This window comes from Tropicimonas marinistellae, assembly GCF_001509585.1.
GTDB classification, from domain to species: Bacteria; Pseudomonadota; Alphaproteobacteria; order Rhodobacterales; family Rhodobacteraceae; genus Tropicimonas; species Tropicimonas marinistellae.
In genome coordinates this window covers 54,279-74,143 of sequence record NZ_LNCI01000003.1, presented here as the reverse complement: position 1 = coordinate 74,143, position 19,865 = coordinate 54,279, and the positions used below count along the sequence as shown (strand labels likewise).

Genomic DNA, 19,865 nt, shown 5'->3' with positions numbered 1-19,865 from the left:
GGTCCCGCAGCTGCGCTCGCCCGGTTCCAGTCGGAATCAGCGGCGCCCACTCCTTAAGGAACGGTAAATCCGCGCCCGTAACCCATTGAAATCTATCGTGCGGCCTCCTGTCTCATCGTGGGACACCCGGCCAACCGGTCTCACGCACGGGTCCGGTTGTGGTGCAGCGCCGCGACCGCACAGGAAGCGAGCCGGGCCATGTCGTCGTCCGACCGCGAGTTCAGGATGATCGGCACCTTCGCCCCCAGCACCAGCCCCGCCCCCTCGGCGTGGGAGATGTAGGCGAGCTGCTTGGCCAGCATATTTCCCGCGTCCAGGTTCGGCACCACCAGCACCTCCGCCCGCCCCGCAACCTCGGAGGTGATCCCCTTGGTCCGGGCCGCACCGAGGTCCACCGCGTTGTCCATCGCCAGCGGCCCGTCGACGAGCCCGCCCGTGATCTGCCCGCGGTCCGCCATCTTCGCCAGCAGCGCCGCATCGACCGACGACGGGATGTCCGGATTCACCGTCTCCACCGCCGAAAGCACGCCCACCTTGGGCGTCTCGATGCCAATGGAAATCGCCACGTCGATGCCGTTCTGAACGATGTCCACCTTGGTCTTCAGGTCCGGCTCAATGTTGATCGCGGCATCGGTCACCAGGAGCGGGTGCGGCACCCCCGGCACGTCCATCACAAAGACATGGGTGAACCGGCGACCGGCCCGCAACCCGCGCTCCTTGCGCAGGGCAGCCCGCAACAAGTCGTCGGTATGCAAGTGCCCCTTCATTATCGCCCCCGCCCGGCCGTCCGCCACGAGGTCCACCCCGCACATCGCCGCCGCCGCATGGTCGGGTTCCTCGATGATCTCGATACCGTCGAGCCCCCGCCCGATCTCGGCCGCGGCCGCCGCGATCTTGTCCGGCGCCCCGATCAGGATCGGCGTGATGATGCTCTCTTCCATCGCAAGCAGGGCCCCGCCAAGGGAGTTGGGCTCCTCCGGCACCACAACGGCCGTGACGAGCGGATCGAGCGGCCCGGCCTGCGCAATGATCCGATCGAAATGGCGATGCCGCTGCACGAGAAGGCCGGGTATCTCCAGCGCGTCGAACGTGAGCTTGCGAACCGGCGCCGTCACTTCTGCCTCGCCTGACACGATCAACCTGTCATCACCGGATCTGCGCACTTCGGTCGCAAGCCGAACGCCATTGCCGGCCAGCTTCTCGACCACCTTCACCGTCACGACAAGCTCGTCGCCCGCCTCGGCGCGGTCCGAAAACGAAAAGGTCTGGCTGCGATAGAGTGTCCCCGCCCCCGGCAGCAGGTTGCCCAGGACCGCCGAAACAAGCGAACCGACCCAAAGCGACGGCGCAACCGCCTCGGGGCTCCCGTCGCCGTCGCCATCGTACTTGGCCAGATGCATCGGGTTGTGGTTGCCGGAGGCCGTCGCGAAGATCAGGAAGTCCTCTTCCCGCGCGATCCGTGTAAGGCTGGCCGTGTCACCGACCTTCAATTCGTCATAGGTCCGGTTTTCCATATGTGTCTGATCTGTCATCTGCGCTGCCCCCGGCGGAAGAATAAAAACGCTGCCCCCGCCCCACCTTGCCGCAATGCCATGACACAAGACGGTGACGCGGGCGACGATATCGCGATGCGATACCAATACCGCACTTTCCAATCTGCGGTGACCCGGCGTTGTCGCTTCTGCGAAATTTCCGTGACGCGCACGTCACGGTCACCTCCGGCGGTGCCGGCGCTTTGCCGCTTGCGCCCGCCGGCAAATCCGCGATTGTGGTCATGATCGACCGGAGGAAATACGACCATGAGCAATTGCGTCTTCGTCCAGATCCGCTGCGCACCAGGCACGACCTATCAGGTCGCCGATGCGATTGCCCTACGAGAGATCCACTCGGAACTCTATTCCACCTCCGGCGAATACGACCTCATGCTCAAACTCTACATTCCCGAGGGCGAGGACGTGGGTCATTTCATCAACGAAAATGTCGCCAGCGTGAAGAACGTTCAACGCACGCTGACGACAATGACGTTCCGCGCCTTCTGACCGGCAAGCGCGCCAACAATATCTTCTTCTGTCGCGAAATATCCCCGCCGGAGGCACCGCGCCAACGGCGCGGCCCCCTTCAGAGCGCGCCCGGCAGAATTGCCGAGCGCGTTGGCGCTGTGCCCGTTGATCAGAATGGGCTGTCGGGGAAATAGAACCTATCCGCGTTCTCCTGCGTGATCAGAACCGAACCGATGACGAATTTCCCCGAAACCGGGGCGTTGGAGACGTAGTTCAACGCCGTGATCTCGATGGCGGTCGCCGACATGGATGGCGGATACGTCACGTTGGCCTTCACGTATTCATCGCCGTCGGCCACGCGCTTGACCATCTCCTTCATGCCGGCCCCGCCGAGCACCCACATCTCCTCCATGCGTCCGGCTTCCTTGATCGCCGCCAGAACGCCGATCGCCATGTCGTCGTCCGATGCCCAGACGGCATCGATCTCCGGGTATTTCGACAGGAAGTCCTGCATCACGGTGAAGGCGTCATCGCGGTTCCAGTTGCCGTGCTCCATGCCGAGGATCTCGATACCCGACCCCTCGATAGCCGCCTGGAAGCCCTCGACCCGTTCGTTGTCGATCGTGGTCGGGATGCCGCGCAGCACGACGATCTTGCCGCCATCGGGCATCATCTCGGCAAAGAACGCACCGGAGACGCGGCCAAAGCCCGGGTTGTCGCCGGCAACATAGAGGTCCTCGATCCCGTCTTCCGACAGGCCCCGGTCAATCACGGTTACCCAGGCGCCGGAGTCCTTCACCCGCTTGACGGGTGCTGTCAGAGGCTCCGATTCGAAGGGCAAAACGACCAACGCATCGATGTTTCGCGTGGCCATCATGTCTTCTATGTCGTTCACCTGCTTGGCCGGGTCGGAGGCCGTGGCCAGCACGAAATCGAGCTCCTCATAGGTCGCTTCCAGCCGCTCGATGGCTTCCTTGGCGTGGAAGTTCATCCCGCCCGCCCAACCATGGGTCGCCGCCGGAATAGATACGCCGATCACCGTCGTTTCCTGCGCGAAGGCCCCGCCCGCGCCCAGGACCATCGCCACGGCTGTCCCCGCGAACATGTGCTTCATCTTCATTGTCTTCCTCCCATTATTGCCCCGCCATGGGGCGCTCCTCCCGTCAGCGGGATGATTTTCTGGCGCGCTGAAGAACAACGGCCAGAATGATGATCACGCCCTGGATCGCCCCATTGAGATAGGGGCTCACCAGGTCCGTGAGATTGAGAATGTTGTCGATCAGCCCGAGGATCAGCACGCCGACCACCGTGCCCCAGACCCGGCCGAAGCCGCCCGAAAGAAGCGTGCCGCCGATGATCACCGCGGCAATCGTCTCCAGCTCCCACAAGAGACCGGTGGAGTTGGATGCGGACCCGAGCCGCGGCACGTAGAGCACCGAGGCCAGCCCCACCAGCACGCCGAGCACGATATACGTCGTCATCCGTACGCGTTTGACGTGGACGGCCGAATATCGGGCGACCTGCTCGTTGGAGCCGATGGCGGCGCAGTGCCGGCCGTAGGCCGTATGGCGCATGGCGATCTCACCGAGAATTGCCACCACGGCAAAGATGATGATCGGCCAGCGAATGCCGAACAGCCCGCCATAATAGACCGGCTCGTAGAGCGATCCGAGCGAGAAGTTCAGCGAGATCGTTCCCCCGTCCGCCATCCATGTGACCAGACTGCGGAAGATCACCATCGAGCCCAGCGTCACAATAAAGGCTTCGATTCCCATGCGGGTGATCAGGAATCCATTGACCGCGCCGGCCACCGCTCCAAGCGCCAGCCCCGCTCCCATGCCGATGAGGATCACGCCCCAGGTCGTTCCGAGGCTCGGGATCAGCGCGTTCATCACCATGATCATGATCCCGGCAATGAACGCCGTCATGGATCCCACCGACAGGTCAAGCCCGCCGGCCGTGATGACGAAGGTCATGCCAACCGCCATGATCCCGATGAACGCCGAGCGCGAGAGCACATTGGTGATGTTGCGCCCCGCGAGGAAATCCGGGTTCAGCAGCGTGCCGATGACGACCAGCACGACCAGCGCCAGGATAGGCCCGAGCGCCTGCACGTCGAAGCGGAATCCGCCCTTTTTCGGGACCGTCCCCGTGGTGTCAGCCATGCCCGTTGTCCTTCCTGTCCAGCCCCATCGCGAGGCGCACGATCGCATCTTCGTTCACCTCGGTGCCCGTCACCTCGCCGGCAATCCGCCCGCGCCGCATCACGACCACACGATCGCAAAGGCCGATCACCTCCGTCATTTCGGAAGAAACCACGATCACTGAATGCCCGGCTTCGGCGAGCTGGTGAATGAACCCGTAGAATTGCTGCTTGGTGCCCACGTCGATGCCACGGGTGGGCTCGTCGATGATGACGATCTGCGGCTCTGCCAACATGATCTTTGCCAGCAGGAGTTTTTGCTGGTTTCCGCCCGACAGGTTGCCGACCAACACCTCGCGGTCTGGCGCGCGAATGTCGAACTCGCCGATTGCCCTATCCAGCGCGGCCTCTTCCGCGCGCTTGTCGATGAGAATTTGGGAGAAATTCTTCAGCGCCAGCAATGTCAGGTTGCGCCGCATGTCCTGTGTCAGGATCAGCCCGTGCTCCTTGCGGTCTTCCGGCAGGTAGACGAGCCCGGCCGCCATTGCCGCTTCCACGGAGTGCAATCGGATGGGCCGTCCGTTGATCGCCACCGCTCCGGTTGCCTGTCGCAGACCGACCAACCCCTCCATCAACTCCGTTCGACCGGACCCCACGAGCCCGGCGAACCCCAGGATTTCGCCGCGATTGAGCGCGAAAGTTGCCTCCTTGACCACCTCTCCGACGCTGAAACCGGACACTTCGAGAACGGGCTCCGCCCCGTCGGACGGGCGCTTGGGCGGATACATGTCCGAAAGCTCGCGACCAACCATTGCCTCGGCCATCTGGTCCACGCTCATCTCTCCGCGTACCGCGGTCCGCACCAGCCGCCCGTCGCGCATGATGTTCACCTTGTCGGCAATCGCGGCCACTTCGTCGAGCTTGTGGGACGTGTAGAGGATCGCCGTACCCTCTGCCTTGAGCCGCTCGATCTGACGGAAGAGCACTTCCGTTTCCCGCGTGGTCAGTGCCGCGGTCGGCTCGTCCATGATCAGCACTCGCGCCTTTCGGCTGAGCGCCTTGGCGATCTCCACCATCTGCTTTTCCGGCACGGATATTCCGGAGACCTGCGCGCGCGGATCGAGTGGCGTTTCCAGCCGACCCAGCAGGTCGCTGGTCTGTGCACGCATGGCGGCATGGTCGAGCCGCCAGCCGCGTTTCAACTCGTGGCCAAGAAAGATGTTCTGCTCGACCGACAGAAGCTGCGCGAGGTTGAACTCCTGATGGATCAGGGTCACACCCCGGCCTTCCGCGTCGCGCGACCGCGCGAAGACGACCGGTGCACCGTCGAGTTCGACCGAACCGCCGGAGGGCGCGAGGTAGCCTGACATGATCTTCATCGTGGTGGACTTGCCGGCGCCGTTCTCTCCGATCAGCGCATGCACCTCGCCGGGATAAAGCGCGATGGATATGTCATGCAGCACCTGAACGGGTCCAAAGGACCGCTGGACGCCGCGCAGCGCCAACACCGCCCCTGCGGACGCATCTGCCTGCATCTGTGCCGCCATCGCGCTCATCCGGGCCTCACGCAAGCTTGACCCAGGCCGCGTTGCGCGCCGAGGAGCGCACGCAGGCATCGACGAAGGCAACGCCGGCGAGGCCATCTTCCACGGTGGGGAAGACGACTTCTGCCGGGCAGGCCTCGCCCGCCATCTTCGCCCGGATCGCGCGGGCAGCCTCGGCGTAGATATTCGCGAATCCCTCCAGGTAGCCCTCGGGGTGGCCGCCAGGCGTGCGGGAGACACGGCCGGCAACGTCGCGCGCGCCGGCACCGGCCCGGGTGAGCAGACGTTTGGGCTCCCCGAACGGTGTGAACCAGAGGTAGTTCGGATCCTCCTGCGCCCATTCCAGCCCGCCTTTCTCGCCGTAGACGCGCAGGCGCAGGGCGTTCTCGTTGCCGGGCGCGACCTGGGAACACCAGAGCATGCCGCGCGCCCCACCCCGGTATCGCAGCAATATATGGCCATTGTCGTCCACCCGACGCCCGGGCACGAAGCTCTGCAGGTCGGCGGCGAGCGCCTCGAGTTCCAACCCGGAGACGAAGTTCGCGAGGTTGAACGCATGTGTGCCAATGTCGCCTGTCGAGCCCCCTGCCCCGGAACGCGCCGGATCGGTGCGCCATTCCGATTGCTTGTTGGTGCCGGTTTGCTCGACGGCTTCGGTGAGCCAATCTTGCGGGTATTCCACCTGCACCACGCGGATCGCGCCCAACTCGCCGTTCGCCACCATCTCGCGGGCCTGCCGCACCATCGGGTAGCCCGTGTAATTATGCGTCAGCACGAAGAGCGCGTCGCTCTCTGCTGCGACCTTCGCCAGTTTGCGCGCATCCGGCAGCGTGGCTGTCAGCGGCTTGTCGCAGATCACATGGATCCCGCGCCGCAAGAACTCCCGCGCTACGGGGTAGTGCATGTGGTTGGGCGTAACGATGGCGACGGCATCTATCCCATCCTTGATCCGGTTTTCGCGGATCGCCATTTCGCGAAAGTCGCCGTAGATGCGGCTCGGCGCGAGGCCAAGCGCCTCGCCGCTTTCACGCGCTTTCTCGGGTGTCGAGGAAAGCGCCCCGGCAACCAGTTCATACTCACCGTCTATCCGAGCGGCGATCCGGTGGACCGCGCCGATGAAGGCATCCTTGCCGCCGCCGACCATGCCCAGCTTGATGCGATCGCCCATGTCAGCCTCCGATCCCCAGCATTGCCCGGTTGGCCGCCTCATCTGTCCCGCCGGCGGCGAAATCGTCGAAAGCGTGCGGCGTCACGCGAATGATGTGATCACGCACAAAGGCCGCCCCCTCGCGCGCGCCGTCCTCTGGGTGCTTCAGGGCGCACTCCCATTCGACGACCGCCCAGCCGTCGAAGTCGTTGGCGGCCATCTTCGAGAACACGGCGCGGAAATCGACTTGCCCGTCACCGAGCGAGCGGAATCGCCCAGCCCGGTCGACCCAGGGCTGGTAGCCTGAATAGACACCCTGCCGCCCGGTCGGATTGAACTCGGCATCCTTGACGTGGAACATCCCGATCCGTTCGGCGTAGATGTCGATATTGTCTAGGTAATCAAGGCATTGCAGTACGTAGTGTGAGGGGTCGTAGAGCATCATGGCCCGCGCATGGTTGCCAGTGCGCTCCAGGAACATCTCGTACGTGACACCGTCGTGGAGATCCTCGCCCGGATGGATCTCGTAACAGACGTTCACGCCACAGTCCTCGGCATGATCGAGGATCGGCACCCAGCGACGCGCCAATTCGTCGAAGGCGGTTTCCACCAGCCCGGCGGGCCGTTGCGGCCAAGGATAGACGAACGGCCATGCCAGTGCACCGGAGAAGGTTGCATGCGCCGTGATGCCAAGGTTCTTAGACGCCGTGAGCGCTTTCTTCACCTGATCCACGGCCCATTCCTGCCGCGCCTTGGGATTGTCGCGGACCGACGCGTCGGCGAATCCGTCGAAGGCAGCGTCATAAGCCGGATGAACCGCCACGAGCTGCCCTTGCAGGTGAGTCGAAAGCTCCGTCACCTGCACACCGTTGGCCTCGGCCACACCCCGGAACTCGTCGCAGTAATCCTTGCTCTCGGCGGCCTTGTCGAGGTCGATCAGCCGTGCGTCCCAGCTTGGCACCTGAACACCAACGTAGCCGCAATCGGCAGCCCATTTCGTGATTCTGTCCCAAGAATTGAACGGCGCCTCGTCGCCGGCGAACTGCGCCAGAAACAGGGCGGGCCCCTTGATCGTCTTCATCGCTCAACCTCCTTGGCCGGCGAAACAGACTGCATTCGCGCAGCCCTCCCCGGCAGATGCGAATCCCTGATGTAATCCATTACATCGGCATAATACGGGCGATGTAATCGTTTACAAGGGGGTTGAGGCTGCTATCTTGCCCATTAGAACATGCTTGGCCGGAAGTAGCCGCCAGGCAGGAGATGCGGAGAAGATGACAGGTCGCCCTCCAAGCATACGCGATGTCGCCGAAGTCGCCGGCGTCTCCACCGCCACCGTCAGCAGAACGCTGTCTAACCCCGATGTTGTCAGCGAGAAGACCCGCGAATCCGTGTTCCACGCCATCCAGGAAACGGGCTACAGGCTGAACGTCACCGCGCGGAACCTGCGCCGCCAGGAGAGCGGCGGGATCGCGGTGCTGGTGCCAAACCTGTCCAACCCGTTCTTTGCTCGGATCCTGTCCGGCATTGCCGAGATCATGTCCGAAGCCGGTTACAATGTGCTGATTACCGACACCTCGCCAATGTCGCACGACGAGCATCGCTTTCCGGAATATTTCCGGCTCAACCAGACGGACGGGCTGATCATCCTCGACGGGATGCTAAACCGCGAGTTGCTGCTGAACAGGGGCGCGCCCGACGCCCGCGCACCAATGGTATTTGCCTGCGAGTGGATCGACGAAATCCGGCGACCCACCGTGACAATCGACAACCGGGCAGCTTCGGAGATGGCGGTACGCCACCTGGTGCGGCTCGGCCATCGGAAGATCGGCCATGTCGGCGGCCCCCCAGACAACGTGCTGACCACATCGCGCCGAGACGGCACTCGCGAAGCCCTCCGCGCCGCAGGACTTCCGGTTCGGGCGGATTGGTTCTACGACGGCGATTTCTCGCTGGATTCGGGCGCGGCCGCAGCGCGTTCGTGGCTGGCATCGAAGGACCGGCCAACAGGCATTCACCTTGCAAGCGACGAAATGGCCATGGGCTTCATTGGCGAGTTGCATCGCGCACAGGTGTCGGTTCCTCAGGACGTGTCGGTTGTCGGTTTCGACGACCTGGAGATCGCGCCGCATTTCGTGCCACCGCTTACGACGATCCACCAGCCCAGAATTGAAATCGGCCGCGCCGCCGCGAAAATGCTACTTGAGAGAATGCGCACGCCGCCGCAGGATCGCACGCGCAGGCCAGCGCCACGTGTCGTTCTACCGGTCGAGCTGGTCGAGCGACTGAGCACGGCTCCGCCGCCGTAGGAATGAGCGCATCTAGGGAGGAAGACCATGTCTGTATTGCGCAATGCGCTGGTTTTCGCGCTGGCGGCCACTCCGGTCGTGAGTGCCGAACTCCCGCAACCCGTTACCGACGACATGTATGCACCTGTCACCCCGGCCATGGTAGAGGTCGGCCGGCTGCTATTCTGGGATCCGGTCCTGAGCGGCAACCGGAACATTTCCTGTGCCACCTGTCACCACCCGCGCTTCGGCACCTCCGACGGCGTGTCGCTGTCGCTTGGAGAAGGTGCGACGGGCATCGGCCCGGAACGGCGGCCGGATCCCGAGAACATGCCCGAGCAGCGGATCCCTCGAAATGCGCCAGCGCTGTTCAACCTCGGCGCCAAGGAGTTCACGACGCTGTTCCACGATGGCCGCATCCAGGCGGACCCGGCGCAACCCAACGGGCTGCGCACGCCGCTCGACCAGGAGATGGTGCAGGGGTTTTCGGGCGTGCTTTCGGCGCAGACCATGTTCCCGGTCCTGAGCCAGGACGAGATGGCTGGGCACTACGGCGAGAACGAGGTCTCGAAAGCAGTACGTTCGGGGCGACTGACCGGCGCGGGCGGTGCCTGGGACCTGATCGCGGCGCGGGTTCGCGATATCCCGGAGTATCAAGCGATGTTCGAAGCCGCGCTGCCCGAAGTCGCGGCCGGACGGCCCGTCGCCTTTACCGACATATCGAACGCCATCGCGGAGTTCATTACATTCGAGTGGCGTGCCGACGACAGCCCCTTTGACCGCCATCTGCGGGGAGAGGCGCCACTCGACAGCGCGGCGCAACGCGGGATGACACTTTTCTATGGCGAGGCAGGATGCGCCGAGTGCCACGCGGGGCCATTCCTGACAGACCACGGCTTTCACGCCATGGGCGTTCCGCAGTTCGGACCGGGAAAGGCGGAGCGCTTCGAGCGTCACGCGAAGGACGAAGGGCGTTTCAGGGTGACCGGCCATCCGGAGGATCTCTACGCCTTCCTCACGCCGAGCCTTCGAAACGTGGCGGCGACCGCGCCCTACGGGCACACCGGCTCGCATCGCGATCTCGCCGGATTTGTCGCCTACCACGTCGACCCGCGGGCCGGCCTCGCCGAATTCGACCGTGCCGAGCCCATATTGCACACCTTCGACGGCAAGCCGATCTGGACCACGCTTGAAGATTCTACCGAGAAGGACCGGATCGGAGCGGCCGTCGCAACACAGCCCCGGCACCTTGCGGACAAGGATATCGCAGCTATCGTCGCGTTCCTGGAATCCCTGACGGATCAAGCCAGCCTGGACGGCCGCCTCGGCATTCCGGACGCCCTTCCCAGCGGATTGCCGGTGGAGCGCTGACATCACGACGCCTGCCGGACCCCCCTACCCGGCAGCGCCTACGATGTTCGTTTCTGCGTTCGGGAAATGCGCCGCTCCAATGTGGAAACGTTGTCACGAGCGGCGAAACGAACCTTCGCATCGAAGCGAACGACCACAGGTCGCACGCCGGCCGATCCCAAGCGTATCACGGAGGCGCCTCCGCCGCTCGGACGAGCCGCGCCCACAGCGTCCGGCGAAAGGCGAAAGGCAAAGCGCGATTGGACTGCGAGTCGCGCAAAGATGCATAAGAATCGGCCCCCATGCAGGGAGGCTTGAATTGCCACGCCCGACGGGAGGATTCGCTTTTTGCGCCAACGACGGAAACTCCCCCGAGCCGGCCCACATACCTCAATCCTGAGGGTCGATGTCCAGTTCGGCATCGCCGCGCCGCCAGACCTGAATGCTCTGATTGACCGGCACAGTCACCCAGCCGCTCGTCGCACCATCGGGCCAGATCACCCGCAGATCTACGTGAGCGGCATCGCCGAGGCCAAAATGTTCCGGCACCGACCGTCCGCTTACGTGATAGCCTCCAACGGTCACTTCCCGCGCCGCAACGCGCCCGTCAGGCAGACGAACCTCCAGCCAGCTTCCGACACCATACCCGTTCGCACCCTGTTGACGCGGAGCAATCGTCAACCACGCGCCTGTGCCTTCGGTCACGTTACGGTAGAGCTCCATCGGCGCACGGCGGTTAACGACCGCAAGGTCCTGACGACCATCGCCGTCAAAGTCTGCAAGCACGGCGCCACGCGATCGATCGGTTGTCGCAACACCGGCCTCAACAGAGGCTTCCGAAAACGTGCCATCAGCCTGGCGGATGAGAAGGTTGTTGGGATCGTTGATCGCATTGGTCGGCATCTGGTCAACGTTGCCTTTGGCGATGAAGAGATCGTCCCGACCGTCGTTGTCGACGTCGCCAAACTGCGCGGTCCAGCCGGTCGAGGGACGGCCGTCATCGCCCAGATGAGGACGCTGCGCGAAGGTGCCGATTTCGTAGGGTGCGAGCCTGTAACCAGACCTTCCATCCGAGAGCAACGTGAGTTGATCCGCCATCGAGGTCAGCACGAGGTCCGGCCGACCGTCGTCGTTCAGGTCGCGGCTGGCGATACCCATGCCCCAGATGGAGATATCCTCCCACCCGTCCTCCGCCCCCAGCAGTCGCGGCCTGTCGCCCATCCGCCACATCTGCTCTGATCCGCCGCGGACGTAATAATGCCGGTCGTTGGAGACCCGCAGATCCCGCGCGCCGGTACGGGTCCAATCCGAAAACAGCATCGAAAGCGCACAGAATCCCGGCTCCAGCAATTCGGGCGCACGGAACGCGGCACCGTCCGGACGGTGCAATTCGTTGACATCGCAGGCCTCGAAGGGACCGTCAGGGTCGGTGCGGTCCACGTAATTTCCCACCGCAAGCGTGGGCAGGTCGTTGCCTGTCTCCCAGGTCGCCGAAAACGCCGTGGACCACCTGTCCCCGGCTTCGAACCCAAACTCCGACGTCGCATCCGAGAACCGGCAGTCGCCCTCTCCGCGCAGGAGTACGTTCGGCCCGACGCGAAGTACGGCCAGGTCGAGAATACCGTCATTGTCGACATCGAGCGGATAGGCGCCGGTTACGCCTGTCAGTTCGGGTAGATCTGTGCCGAGATCGAACGCGAGCGCCTCCCCCCGACCCGCCGTCCGATTGACAAAGAGCCGGGCCGGGCCGGCACCCCCGGCCGCGTACATCTCCGGAAAACCGTCGCCGTTGCAGTCGAACGTGGCGAGCCCGCCACCCACGAAATGCTCCCAACCGCCCGAATACACGTGCGCCACCGGCAGTGCGGCGCGGGCGTCCTCGAACCTCACGTCGGCGGCATGCGCCCCTGAAGACACCCACGCGAGAACCGGCAGAAGCCAACGCGCCACTCTCATGCCACGACCTCGGCAGCACAGCGTGCCTCGGTTTGAGCCGCAAGCGCCAGCGTCGCGGCCCCGCGCGCCCATACGAGATCGCCCCAGGCATTGATTTCGATCCGCGGCAATTCCCGCGATTGAGTCAGCGACATGGCGAGCGCTTCCCGCATCACATCCTCCGCATAAAGATAGTCGTACTTCATCCTTGCCCCTGACAGAACCACGAGCGACGGATCGAACAGGTTTATCACGTTGGACAGCCCTGCGGCGAGGAAACGCCCGGCGCGCCGGAAGATCGTGCGGGCGGCCTCGTTGCCCGCCTTCGCCTGATCGTAGAGGCTCTCCAGCATGACCTGGGCCGAGCCGGTCTCGCTGCGATGCAGGTCCAGCGCGATCGAGGCCTCCCGGACGAGCGCATAGTCGGACACATAGGCCTCCAGGCAACCGCGCTGACCGCAACGGCACAAAGCGCCATCGAGCTGAACTTTGGTGTGACCGATCTCCATGCCAACGGAGTGTGCGCCACGATAAAGCCGGTGATCCATCACCAGCCCCATCCCGACACCATATTCGAGCGTCAGCACCACGAAATCGGACAGCGCCCGCCCCGCTCCGTACCACAATTCAGCCAGTGTCAGCAGGTTCGCGTCGTTGTCGACGACCACCGGAAGACCCATGCGTTCCGACATCAGCACCGCGACCGGCAGGTTGTTTCCGCGAATGATCGGCGACCAAAGGGCAACGCCGCGCTGCGAATCGACCATGCCAGGCAATCCCATTCCGACCGCTGAGATCTCCGCGCGCGCCATTCCGGCGTCACGCAGAATCTGCGTCAGCAAGGCATCTGCTTCATCGACAAGCAGATCGAGATCGGTGCGCAGGCTTGTGCGACCGAGACTGGTCTCCGCCACCGGCCGCCCGGCGAAATCGACAATGATCGCCGTGTGCACCATGTCGGAGAGCTTGATCCCCGCGACATATCCCGCCTCCGCGCGCACCTGAAGCGCGACGGGCGGCCGGCCACGGCTACTCGGATCGCGTGGCGCTTCCACTTCCTTCAGCAATCCTCCGACCAGGAGATCCGCCACCAGGGTCGATACGCTGGCGGGACTGACATTGAGCCGCTTCGCGACGTCGATTCGCGAGATCTGCCCCTGTGACCGCACGCATTCGAACACCTGCTGGCGCAATGGAATCGATACGAGATCACGTTGCGAGACGATTGGTCCGCACCCCTCCGGCGGGAGGGTCCGGTCCTGAACAACCTGGGTTTCTTCCGGAATCATTCTTTCACCGCCCGGATTAATTTTGTTTCTGCGTCGCAGAAATTTCGCACATCCATGCAAATCGAGCACAGTCTTCGCCTCAAAACCAATCACACCCCCCTGCTTTTGTCGATTTTTATTTTGACAAATGAAATAAATATGGCGATTGTCGGGACAAGGGCACCGTTCGGTTGCCCCCGCCCATAACGCAGGGCTGAAAACTCGGGAGGATTTCATGCGTAACCTTTTCATTGCAGCGGCCGCCTTGACGACCGCCTTCACCACCACTGCGCTGGCTCAGGACCTGACGGTGGGCGTGAGCTGGTCGAACTTCCAGGAAGAGCGCTGGAAGACGGACGAGGCCGCCATGGTCGCGGCGCTGGAGGCCGGCGGCGCGAAGTACGTTTCGGCCGACGCGCAATCGTCGTCGTCCAAGCAGCTCTCCGATGTGGAAGCACTGATGGCGCAAGGCGTCGACGCGCTGATCGTACTCGCACAGGACACCGAAGCCGTGATCCCGGCCGTGCAGATGGCGGCCGACGAGGGCATTCCGGTTATCGCCTATGACCGTCTGATCGAAGACCCGCGCGCCTTCTACCTGACCTTCGACAACGTCGAAGTCGGGCGCATGCAGGCCCGTGCCGTCTTTGAAGCCCAGCCCACGGGCAACTACGTGATGATCAAGGGCTCGCCCACCGATCCGAACGCGGACTTCCTCCGTGGCGGCCAGCAGGAAATCCTGCAGGCGGCGATCGACGCGGGCGATATCACCATCGTCGGCGAGGCCTACACGGACGGCTGGCTGCCGGCCAACGCGCAGCGCAACATGGAGCAGATCCTCACCTCCGTCGACAACAAGGTCGACGCGGTCGTCGCCTCCAATGACGGCACCGCAGGCGGCGCCGTGGCAGCGCTGACGGCTCAGGGAATGGACGGCATTCCGGTGTCCGGCCAGGACGGTGACCATGCCGCTCTGAACCGGGTGGCCAAGGGAACGCAGACCGTATCGGTGTGGAAAGACGCACGCGACCTTGGCAAGGCAGCCGGCGAGATTGCCGTGGCGCTGGCCGGCGGATCCTCCATGGCTGACGTCGATGGCGCGATCGAATGGACGTCCCCCTCCGGAACGACGATGACGGCGAAGTTCCTCGAGCCGGTTCCTGTGACCGCTGCGAACCTGACCGCCGTTACCGACGCTGGCTGGATCTCCGTGGAAGCCCTCTGCCAGGGCGTGGAAGGCGGACCGGCCCCCTGTAACTGAGGTCGTTCTCACCCCGAACAACAACAAATGCTCCTGCCGGTCACACCGGCGGGAGCACACAGAACGCGCATCCCGGAGAGCGCCAAATGGCTGACAGCACGGAATCCCGCGACCTGCCGACAAAAACCCGCCGGAACATCCTGGACACAATGGAAATCGACACCCGACTGCTCGGCATGATCGGGGCATTCGTGGTGATTTGCATCGTCTTCGATATCTGGACGGGCGGCCGGTTCCTGACCCCCCGCAACCTATTCAACCTGACGATTCAGACCGTCTCGGTCGCCATCATGGCCACGGGCATGGTGTTCGTTATCGTAACCCGACACATCGATCTGAGCGTCGGCGCATTGCTGGCGACTTGTTCCGCCTTCATGGCGATGACACAGACAGTCGCTCTGCCACAATGGCTCGGCCTCGAACTCGGGTCGCCACTCATCGCACCGATTGCAATTCTGGTGGGCATGGTCGTCGGCATCGCAATCGGCGCCTTCCACGGATGGCTGATCGGGTACCTGACAATTCCCGCCTTTATCGTCACCCTCGGCGGCCTCTTTGTCTGGCGAAACGTGGCCTGGCACCTGTCGCGAGGGCAAACCATCGGGCCGCTCGACGGGAACTTCGTCGCGCTTGGTGGCATCGACGGCACCCTGGGCGAGTCCGCAAGCTGGATTCTCGGCCTGATCGCAGTCGCCGTGACCATTCTGCTGCTGGTCAACGCGCGCCGGAACAAGCTCCGTCATGACTTCCCCGTGAAACCCATCTGGGCAGAACTGGTGATCGGCGGTATCGCGGTCGTGGCAATCCTGGGATTCGTCTGGATTTTGAATTCCTACGAGATACCCACCCGACGCCTACAGCGCATCTTCGAGGCCCGCGGGGAAACCATGCCCGAAGGCTACACCGCAGGTTACGGCGTGCCCTACTCCGTGCTGCTGTTGATCGCCGTGGCCGTGATCATGACAGTCGTCGCGCAACGTACGCGCCTCGGTCGGTACATATTTGCGACCGGCGGCAACCCGGAGGCAACCGAGCTGGCCGGCATCAACATCCGGCTCCTCACGGTGAAGGTCTTCGCCATCGTCGGATTCCTCTGCGCGCTTTCGGCCGTCGTCGCCTCGGCGCGTCTCAACTTCCACTCCAACGATATCGGCACGTTGGACGAATTGCGCGTCATCGCCGCAGCCGTCATCGGGGGCACGGCGCTCTCCGGCGGCATCGGGACGATCTACGGCGCCATCCTCGGCGCGTTGATCATGCAGTCCCTGCAATCGGGCATGGCGATGGTCGGTGTCGAAGCACCCTATCAGAACATCGTCGTCGGCATCGTGCTCGTGCTCGCCGTCTACGTCGACATTCTTTACCGCAAGCGGACGGGAGACTGACCCATGCCACTTGATGCAACGGACCGCGGCACCCCTCTTGTCGAGATGCGCGACATGCGCAAGTCCTTCGGCGGCATTCACGCCGTGGATGGGGTCACGCTAAACCTCTACCCCGGCGAGGTTGTCGGCGTTCTCGGCCACAACGGCGCCGGCAAGTCGGTGCTGATGAAAATGCTCTCCGGCGCGCTTCCGCGCGACGGCGGGCAGATATTCGTCAATGGCGAGGAAGCCCATATCCACAACCCTCGGGATGCGCGGAACTACCGGATCGAGACGATCTATCAGTACCTCGCACTGGCCGATAACCTGGACGCCGCGTCGAACCTGTTCCTCGGCCGCGAGCTTGTGACGTCCACGGGGCTCGTCGACGATGCCAAAATGGAAGCTGAGACGCGCAGAATCATGGCGCGTCTCAACCCCAACTTCCAACGCTTCCACACACCGGTCGCTGGGCTTTCGGGCGGACAACGCCAATCGGTTGCCATCTCTCGCGCCGTCTATTTCAACGCCAAGATCCTGATCATGGACGAACCTACCGCCGCACTCGGCGTCGAGGAAACGGCCATGGTCGCAAAGCTGATCGACGAGTTGAAGGCGCAGGGCCTGGGCATCTTCCTGATCGACCACGACATCCACCAGGTGAAAGCGCTCTGCGATCGGGCCTCGGTGATGAAGAACGGCCGGCTAGTGGGCACCGTCAAGGTCGATGAGGTCTCCGAGGACGACATCCTCGGGATGATCATCCTCGGCAAGAAACCGGAGAAAGGACTGGCGTGATGTTCATCGGTCTCGATCTGGGGACCTCGGGTCTCAAGGCGCTCCTGATCGACGAGACGCAGGGCGTCGTTGCCGAAGCCACTGCCCCGCTCACCGTCTCGCGCCCACATCCGGGATGGTCGGAGCAATCGCCGGCCGACTGGCTGGCGGCGGCCTCCGCCGCGATGGACGGGCTGGCCGCCGCGGCCCCGCTGTCCGGCGTTCGCGGGATCGGCCTGAGTGGGCAGATGCATGGCGCAACGCTCCTTGATGCCGCAGAGAACGTCCTGCGTCCCTGCATGCTGTGGAACGATACGCGCTCCTTCGAGGAGGCAGCCGCGCTCGATTTGGCCCCGTCCTGGCGCGAGATCACCGGCAATATCGTCTTTCCGGGCTTCACCGCGCCCAAGGTGATGTGGGTTCAGAACAACGAGCCGGAAATCTTTGAAAAAGTTGCAAAAGTCTTGCTGCCCAAGGACTACCTGCGACTGTGGCTGACGGGTGAGGCCGTTTCGGAGATGTCGGATGCGGCGGGCACAAGCTGGCTCGACACCGGCGCGCGGGACTGGTCGGATGCGCTTCTTGCGGGGTCCGATCTCAGCCGGGAACATATGCCGCGGCTCGTCGAAGGTTCCGAGGTTTCGGGCACTCTGCGCAAGGAACTGGCCGATCGCTGGGGCCTGCCGCAAGGCGTGGTGGTCGCTGGTGGCGGCGGCGACAATGCCGCCTCGGCCGTGGGCGTGGGTGTGGTCAATGCCGGCGATGCCTTCATCTCGCTCGGCACGTCCGGCGTGCTCTTTGCGGCGTCGGACGCCTATCAGCCCGATGCCGCGACTGCGGTTCACACCTTCTGCCATGCTCTCCCGGGAACGTGGCACCAGATGGGCGTATTCCTGGCCGCGACCGACTCGCTGAATTGGTACGCCGCACTCGTCGGTTCGGACGCTGCGACGCTCACCGGCGAACTCGAGGCGCTGCGTGCGCCCGGCCGCACGATGTTCCTGCCCTATCTCGGCGGCGAGCGAACGCCGCACAACGATGCGCAGATACGCGGCAGCCTTACAGGGCTGGAGCACGCCACGGACCGCGCTGCGGGCACGGCCGCCGTGCTGGAAGGCGTGACCTTCGCCGTGCGCGACAGCTACGACGCGTTGGCTTCCACCGGCACCAGGTTCGACCGGCTGATCGCCGTGGGCGGCGGGTCCCGCTCGGACTATTGGCTGCAAGCTATCGCGACGGCCCTCGACATGCCGGTTCAGGTGCCGGTCGCCGGCGATTTCGGCGGTGCCTTCGGCGCGGCGCGGCTGGCACTGATGGCGGCCACCGGTTCCGGCGCCGAGATTGCGGGCATCCCGGAGATTTCAAAGGTCGTCGAGCCAGTCAAAGACCTGACGGCCGCCTTCGCCGAGGCGCAACAGCGCTATCGGCAAACCTATCAAGCCCTCAGAGGTCTCTCATGACAAACTTCTTCGACGGCATCGCGCCGGTCAAATTCGATCCGGATGCCGGGGCCGATCAACTCGCCTACCGCCACTACGACCCCGACGAAATCGTCATGGGCAAGCGGATGGAGGAGCAGCTTCGTTTTGCCGTCGCCTATTGGCACAGTTTCGCATGGGAAGGCGGCGACCCATTTGGCGGGCGCACCTTCGAACGCCCCTGGTATCCGCAGGACAGGATGGATACGGCAAAGATAAAGGCAGATGCGGCCTTCGAGATGTTCGACATTCTCGGCCAGCCATTCTTCTGCTTCCACGATGCGGATGTCTGCCCGGGCGGCGACAGCTTTGCCGAGTACAAGCGCAATCTCGAAGAGATCGTCGACTATATCGCCGGGAAGATGGAGAGCCGCAAGACGAAGCTCCTCTGGGGCACGGCCAACATGTTCACCCACCGACGCTTCATGTCCGGAGCAGCCACCAACCCGGATCCGGACGTCTTTGCCTGGTGCGCAGCGACAGTGAAGGAATGCATGGACGCCACCATGAAGCTTGGCGGTCAGAACTATGTGCTCTGGGGCGGGCGCGAAGGCTACGAGACGCTGCTCAACACCGATCTTGTGAAGGAGCGCCAGCAGGCCGGCCGCTTCTTGCAGATGGTTGTCGACTACAAGAAGAAGATCGGCTTCGAGGGCACGATCCTGATCGAACCGAAACCGCAGGAGCCATCGAAGCACCAGTATGACTACGACGTCAACACGGTCTATTCCTTCATCAAGGAGTTCGACCTTGAGGGCGAAGTGGCGATGAATATCGAGCAAGGCCACGCAATTCTCGCCGGCCACAGCTTCGAGCACGAGCTGGCCATGGCGGCGGCATTCGGCATTCTCGGCTCCATCGACATGAACCGTAACGACTACCAATCCGGCTGGGATACCGACCAGTTCCCCAACAACGTGCCGGAAGTGGCGCTGGCCTATTACGAGATCCTGAAGACGGGCGGTTTCACAACTGGAGGCACCAACTTCGACTCCAAACTAAGGCGGCAATCGCTCGACGCTGCTGATCTGATCGCCGGGCATGTGGGCGCAATGGATGTTTGCGCCCGTGGACTCAAGGCAGCCGCGGCGATGCTGGAAGATGGCGGATTGGAGACCGCGCGTGCCGCACGCTACGCGGGGTGGGACAAGCCCGAGAACAAGGCGATGCTCGAGAGCGGTACGCTCGACGGGATCGCGCAACGTGTTCTGGACGAAGGCCTCAACCCGGAGCCGCGTTCCGGGCGCCAGGAAATCCTGGAAAACTACGTCAATCGCTTCGTCTGACGCCAAATCTCCATTCGCGGGTAA

General features: G+C 63.6%; 16 protein-coding genes. 8 read left to right on the top strand and 8 right to left on the bottom strand.

Going from position 1 to position 19,865, the window contains the following annotated elements; translation table 11 throughout:
- Positions 1-140: 140 nt before the first annotated feature.
- Positions 141-1,532, bottom strand: a complete 1,392-nt coding sequence (locus tag ARC39_RS06540) for a bifunctional enoyl-CoA hydratase/phosphate acetyltransferase (RefSeq protein WP_068111917.1) — start codon at positions 1,530-1,532, stop codon at positions 141-143.
- 267 nt (positions 1,533-1,799) lie between these two features.
- On the opposite strand from ARC39_RS06540, the gene ARC39_RS06535 reads away from it, so the two are divergent.
- A complete protein-coding gene (locus ARC39_RS06535; protein WP_068111914.1) occupies positions 1,800-2,039 on the top strand; it encodes an Lrp/AsnC ligand binding domain-containing protein in 240 nt (79 codons plus the stop codon).
- 130 nt (positions 2,040-2,169) lie between these two features.
- On the opposite strand, the gene ARC39_RS06530 is transcribed toward ARC39_RS06535, so the two are convergent.
- The 5 genes from ARC39_RS06530 to ARC39_RS06510 are packed head-to-tail and all read right to left on the bottom strand — an operon-like array spanning position 2,170 to position 7,915.
- Positions 2,170-3,120: an ABC transporter substrate-binding protein gene (locus ARC39_RS06530; protein ID WP_068111909.1), complete on the bottom strand. Its 951-nt coding sequence runs from the start codon at positions 3,118-3,120 to the stop codon at positions 2,170-2,172.
- Between the two features lie 43 nt (positions 3,121-3,163).
- Entirely contained in the window at positions 3,164-4,165 is a 1,002-nt protein-coding gene (locus tag ARC39_RS06525; RefSeq protein WP_068111907.1) for an ABC transporter permease, read from the bottom strand.
- Positions 4,158-5,699, bottom strand: a complete 1,542-nt coding sequence (locus tag ARC39_RS06520) for a sugar ABC transporter ATP-binding protein (protein ID WP_236545140.1) — start codon at positions 5,697-5,699, stop codon at positions 4,158-4,160. The genes ARC39_RS06525 and ARC39_RS06520 overlap by 8 nt, the downstream gene beginning before the upstream one ends.
- 7 nt (positions 5,700-5,706) lie before the next feature.
- Complete coding sequence (locus ARC39_RS06515; RefSeq protein WP_068111903.1) at positions 5,707-6,855, bottom strand: Gfo/Idh/MocA family protein; 1,149 nt, start codon at positions 6,853-6,855, stop codon at positions 5,707-5,709.
- 1 nt (position 6,856) lies between these two features.
- Positions 6,857-7,915 carry a sugar phosphate isomerase/epimerase family protein gene (locus ARC39_RS06510; protein WP_068111899.1) on the bottom strand — a complete coding sequence of 353 codons (1,059 nt, stop codon included), beginning with the start codon at positions 7,913-7,915 and terminating at the stop codon, positions 6,857-6,859.
- A gap of 193 nt (positions 7,916-8,108) precedes the next feature.
- On the opposite strand from ARC39_RS06510, the gene ARC39_RS06505 reads away from it, so the two are divergent.
- A complete protein-coding gene (locus ARC39_RS06505; RefSeq protein WP_068111895.1) occupies positions 8,109-9,143 on the top strand; it encodes a LacI family DNA-binding transcriptional regulator in 1,035 nt (344 codons plus the stop codon).
- Positions 9,144-9,170: 27 nt separating this feature from the next.
- Entirely contained in the window at positions 9,171-10,493 is a 1,323-nt protein-coding gene (locus tag ARC39_RS06500; RefSeq protein WP_068111892.1) for a cytochrome-c peroxidase, read from the top strand.
- Between the two features lie 369 nt (positions 10,494-10,862).
- On the opposite strand, the gene ARC39_RS06495 is transcribed toward ARC39_RS06500, so the two are convergent.
- Both ARC39_RS06495 and ARC39_RS06490 read right to left on the bottom strand, forming a co-directional pair.
- A complete protein-coding gene (locus ARC39_RS06495) occupies positions 10,863-12,428 on the bottom strand; it encodes a CRTAC1 family protein (protein WP_068111889.1) in 1,566 nt (521 codons plus the stop codon).
- Positions 12,425-13,696, bottom strand: a complete 1,272-nt coding sequence (locus ARC39_RS06490) for an ROK family protein (protein WP_068111886.1) — start codon at positions 13,694-13,696, stop codon at positions 12,425-12,427. The genes ARC39_RS06495 and ARC39_RS06490 overlap by 4 nt, the downstream gene beginning before the upstream one ends.
- A gap of 214 nt (positions 13,697-13,910) precedes the next feature.
- Here ARC39_RS06490 and xylF point away from each other — a divergent pair, with 214 nt between their 5' ends.
- The 5 genes from xylF (at position 13,911) to xylA (ending at position 19,841) form a co-directional block, all read left to right on the top strand.
- On the top strand, positions 13,911-14,936 hold the full coding sequence (gene xylF, locus ARC39_RS06485) for a D-xylose ABC transporter substrate-binding protein (RefSeq protein WP_068111883.1): 1,026 nt from the start codon (positions 13,911-13,913) through the stop codon (positions 14,934-14,936).
- A gap of 86 nt (positions 14,937-15,022) precedes the next feature.
- Positions 15,023-16,321 (top strand): sugar ABC transporter permease, encoded by a 1,299-nt coding sequence (locus ARC39_RS06480; RefSeq protein ID WP_068111880.1) that lies wholly within the window; start codon positions 15,023-15,025, stop codon positions 16,319-16,321.
- A gap of 3 nt (positions 16,322-16,324) precedes the next feature.
- The gene (locus ARC39_RS06475; protein ID WP_068111876.1) at positions 16,325-17,098 is read left to right on the top strand and encodes an ATP-binding cassette domain-containing protein; all 774 of its coding nucleotides are present in this window, start codon (positions 16,325-16,327) and stop codon (positions 17,096-17,098) included.
- Positions 17,098-18,537: a xylulokinase gene (xylB, locus tag ARC39_RS06470; protein WP_068111873.1), complete on the top strand. Its 1,440-nt coding sequence runs from the start codon at positions 17,098-17,100 to the stop codon at positions 18,535-18,537. The genes ARC39_RS06475 and xylB overlap by 1 nt, the downstream gene beginning before the upstream one ends.
- Complete coding sequence (gene xylA / locus ARC39_RS06465) at positions 18,534-19,841, top strand: xylose isomerase (RefSeq protein ID WP_068111870.1); 1,308 nt, start codon at positions 18,534-18,536, stop codon at positions 19,839-19,841. Before xylB ends, xylA begins: the two co-directional genes overlap by 4 nt.
- The last annotated feature ends 24 nt before the right edge of the window (positions 19,842-19,865 follow it).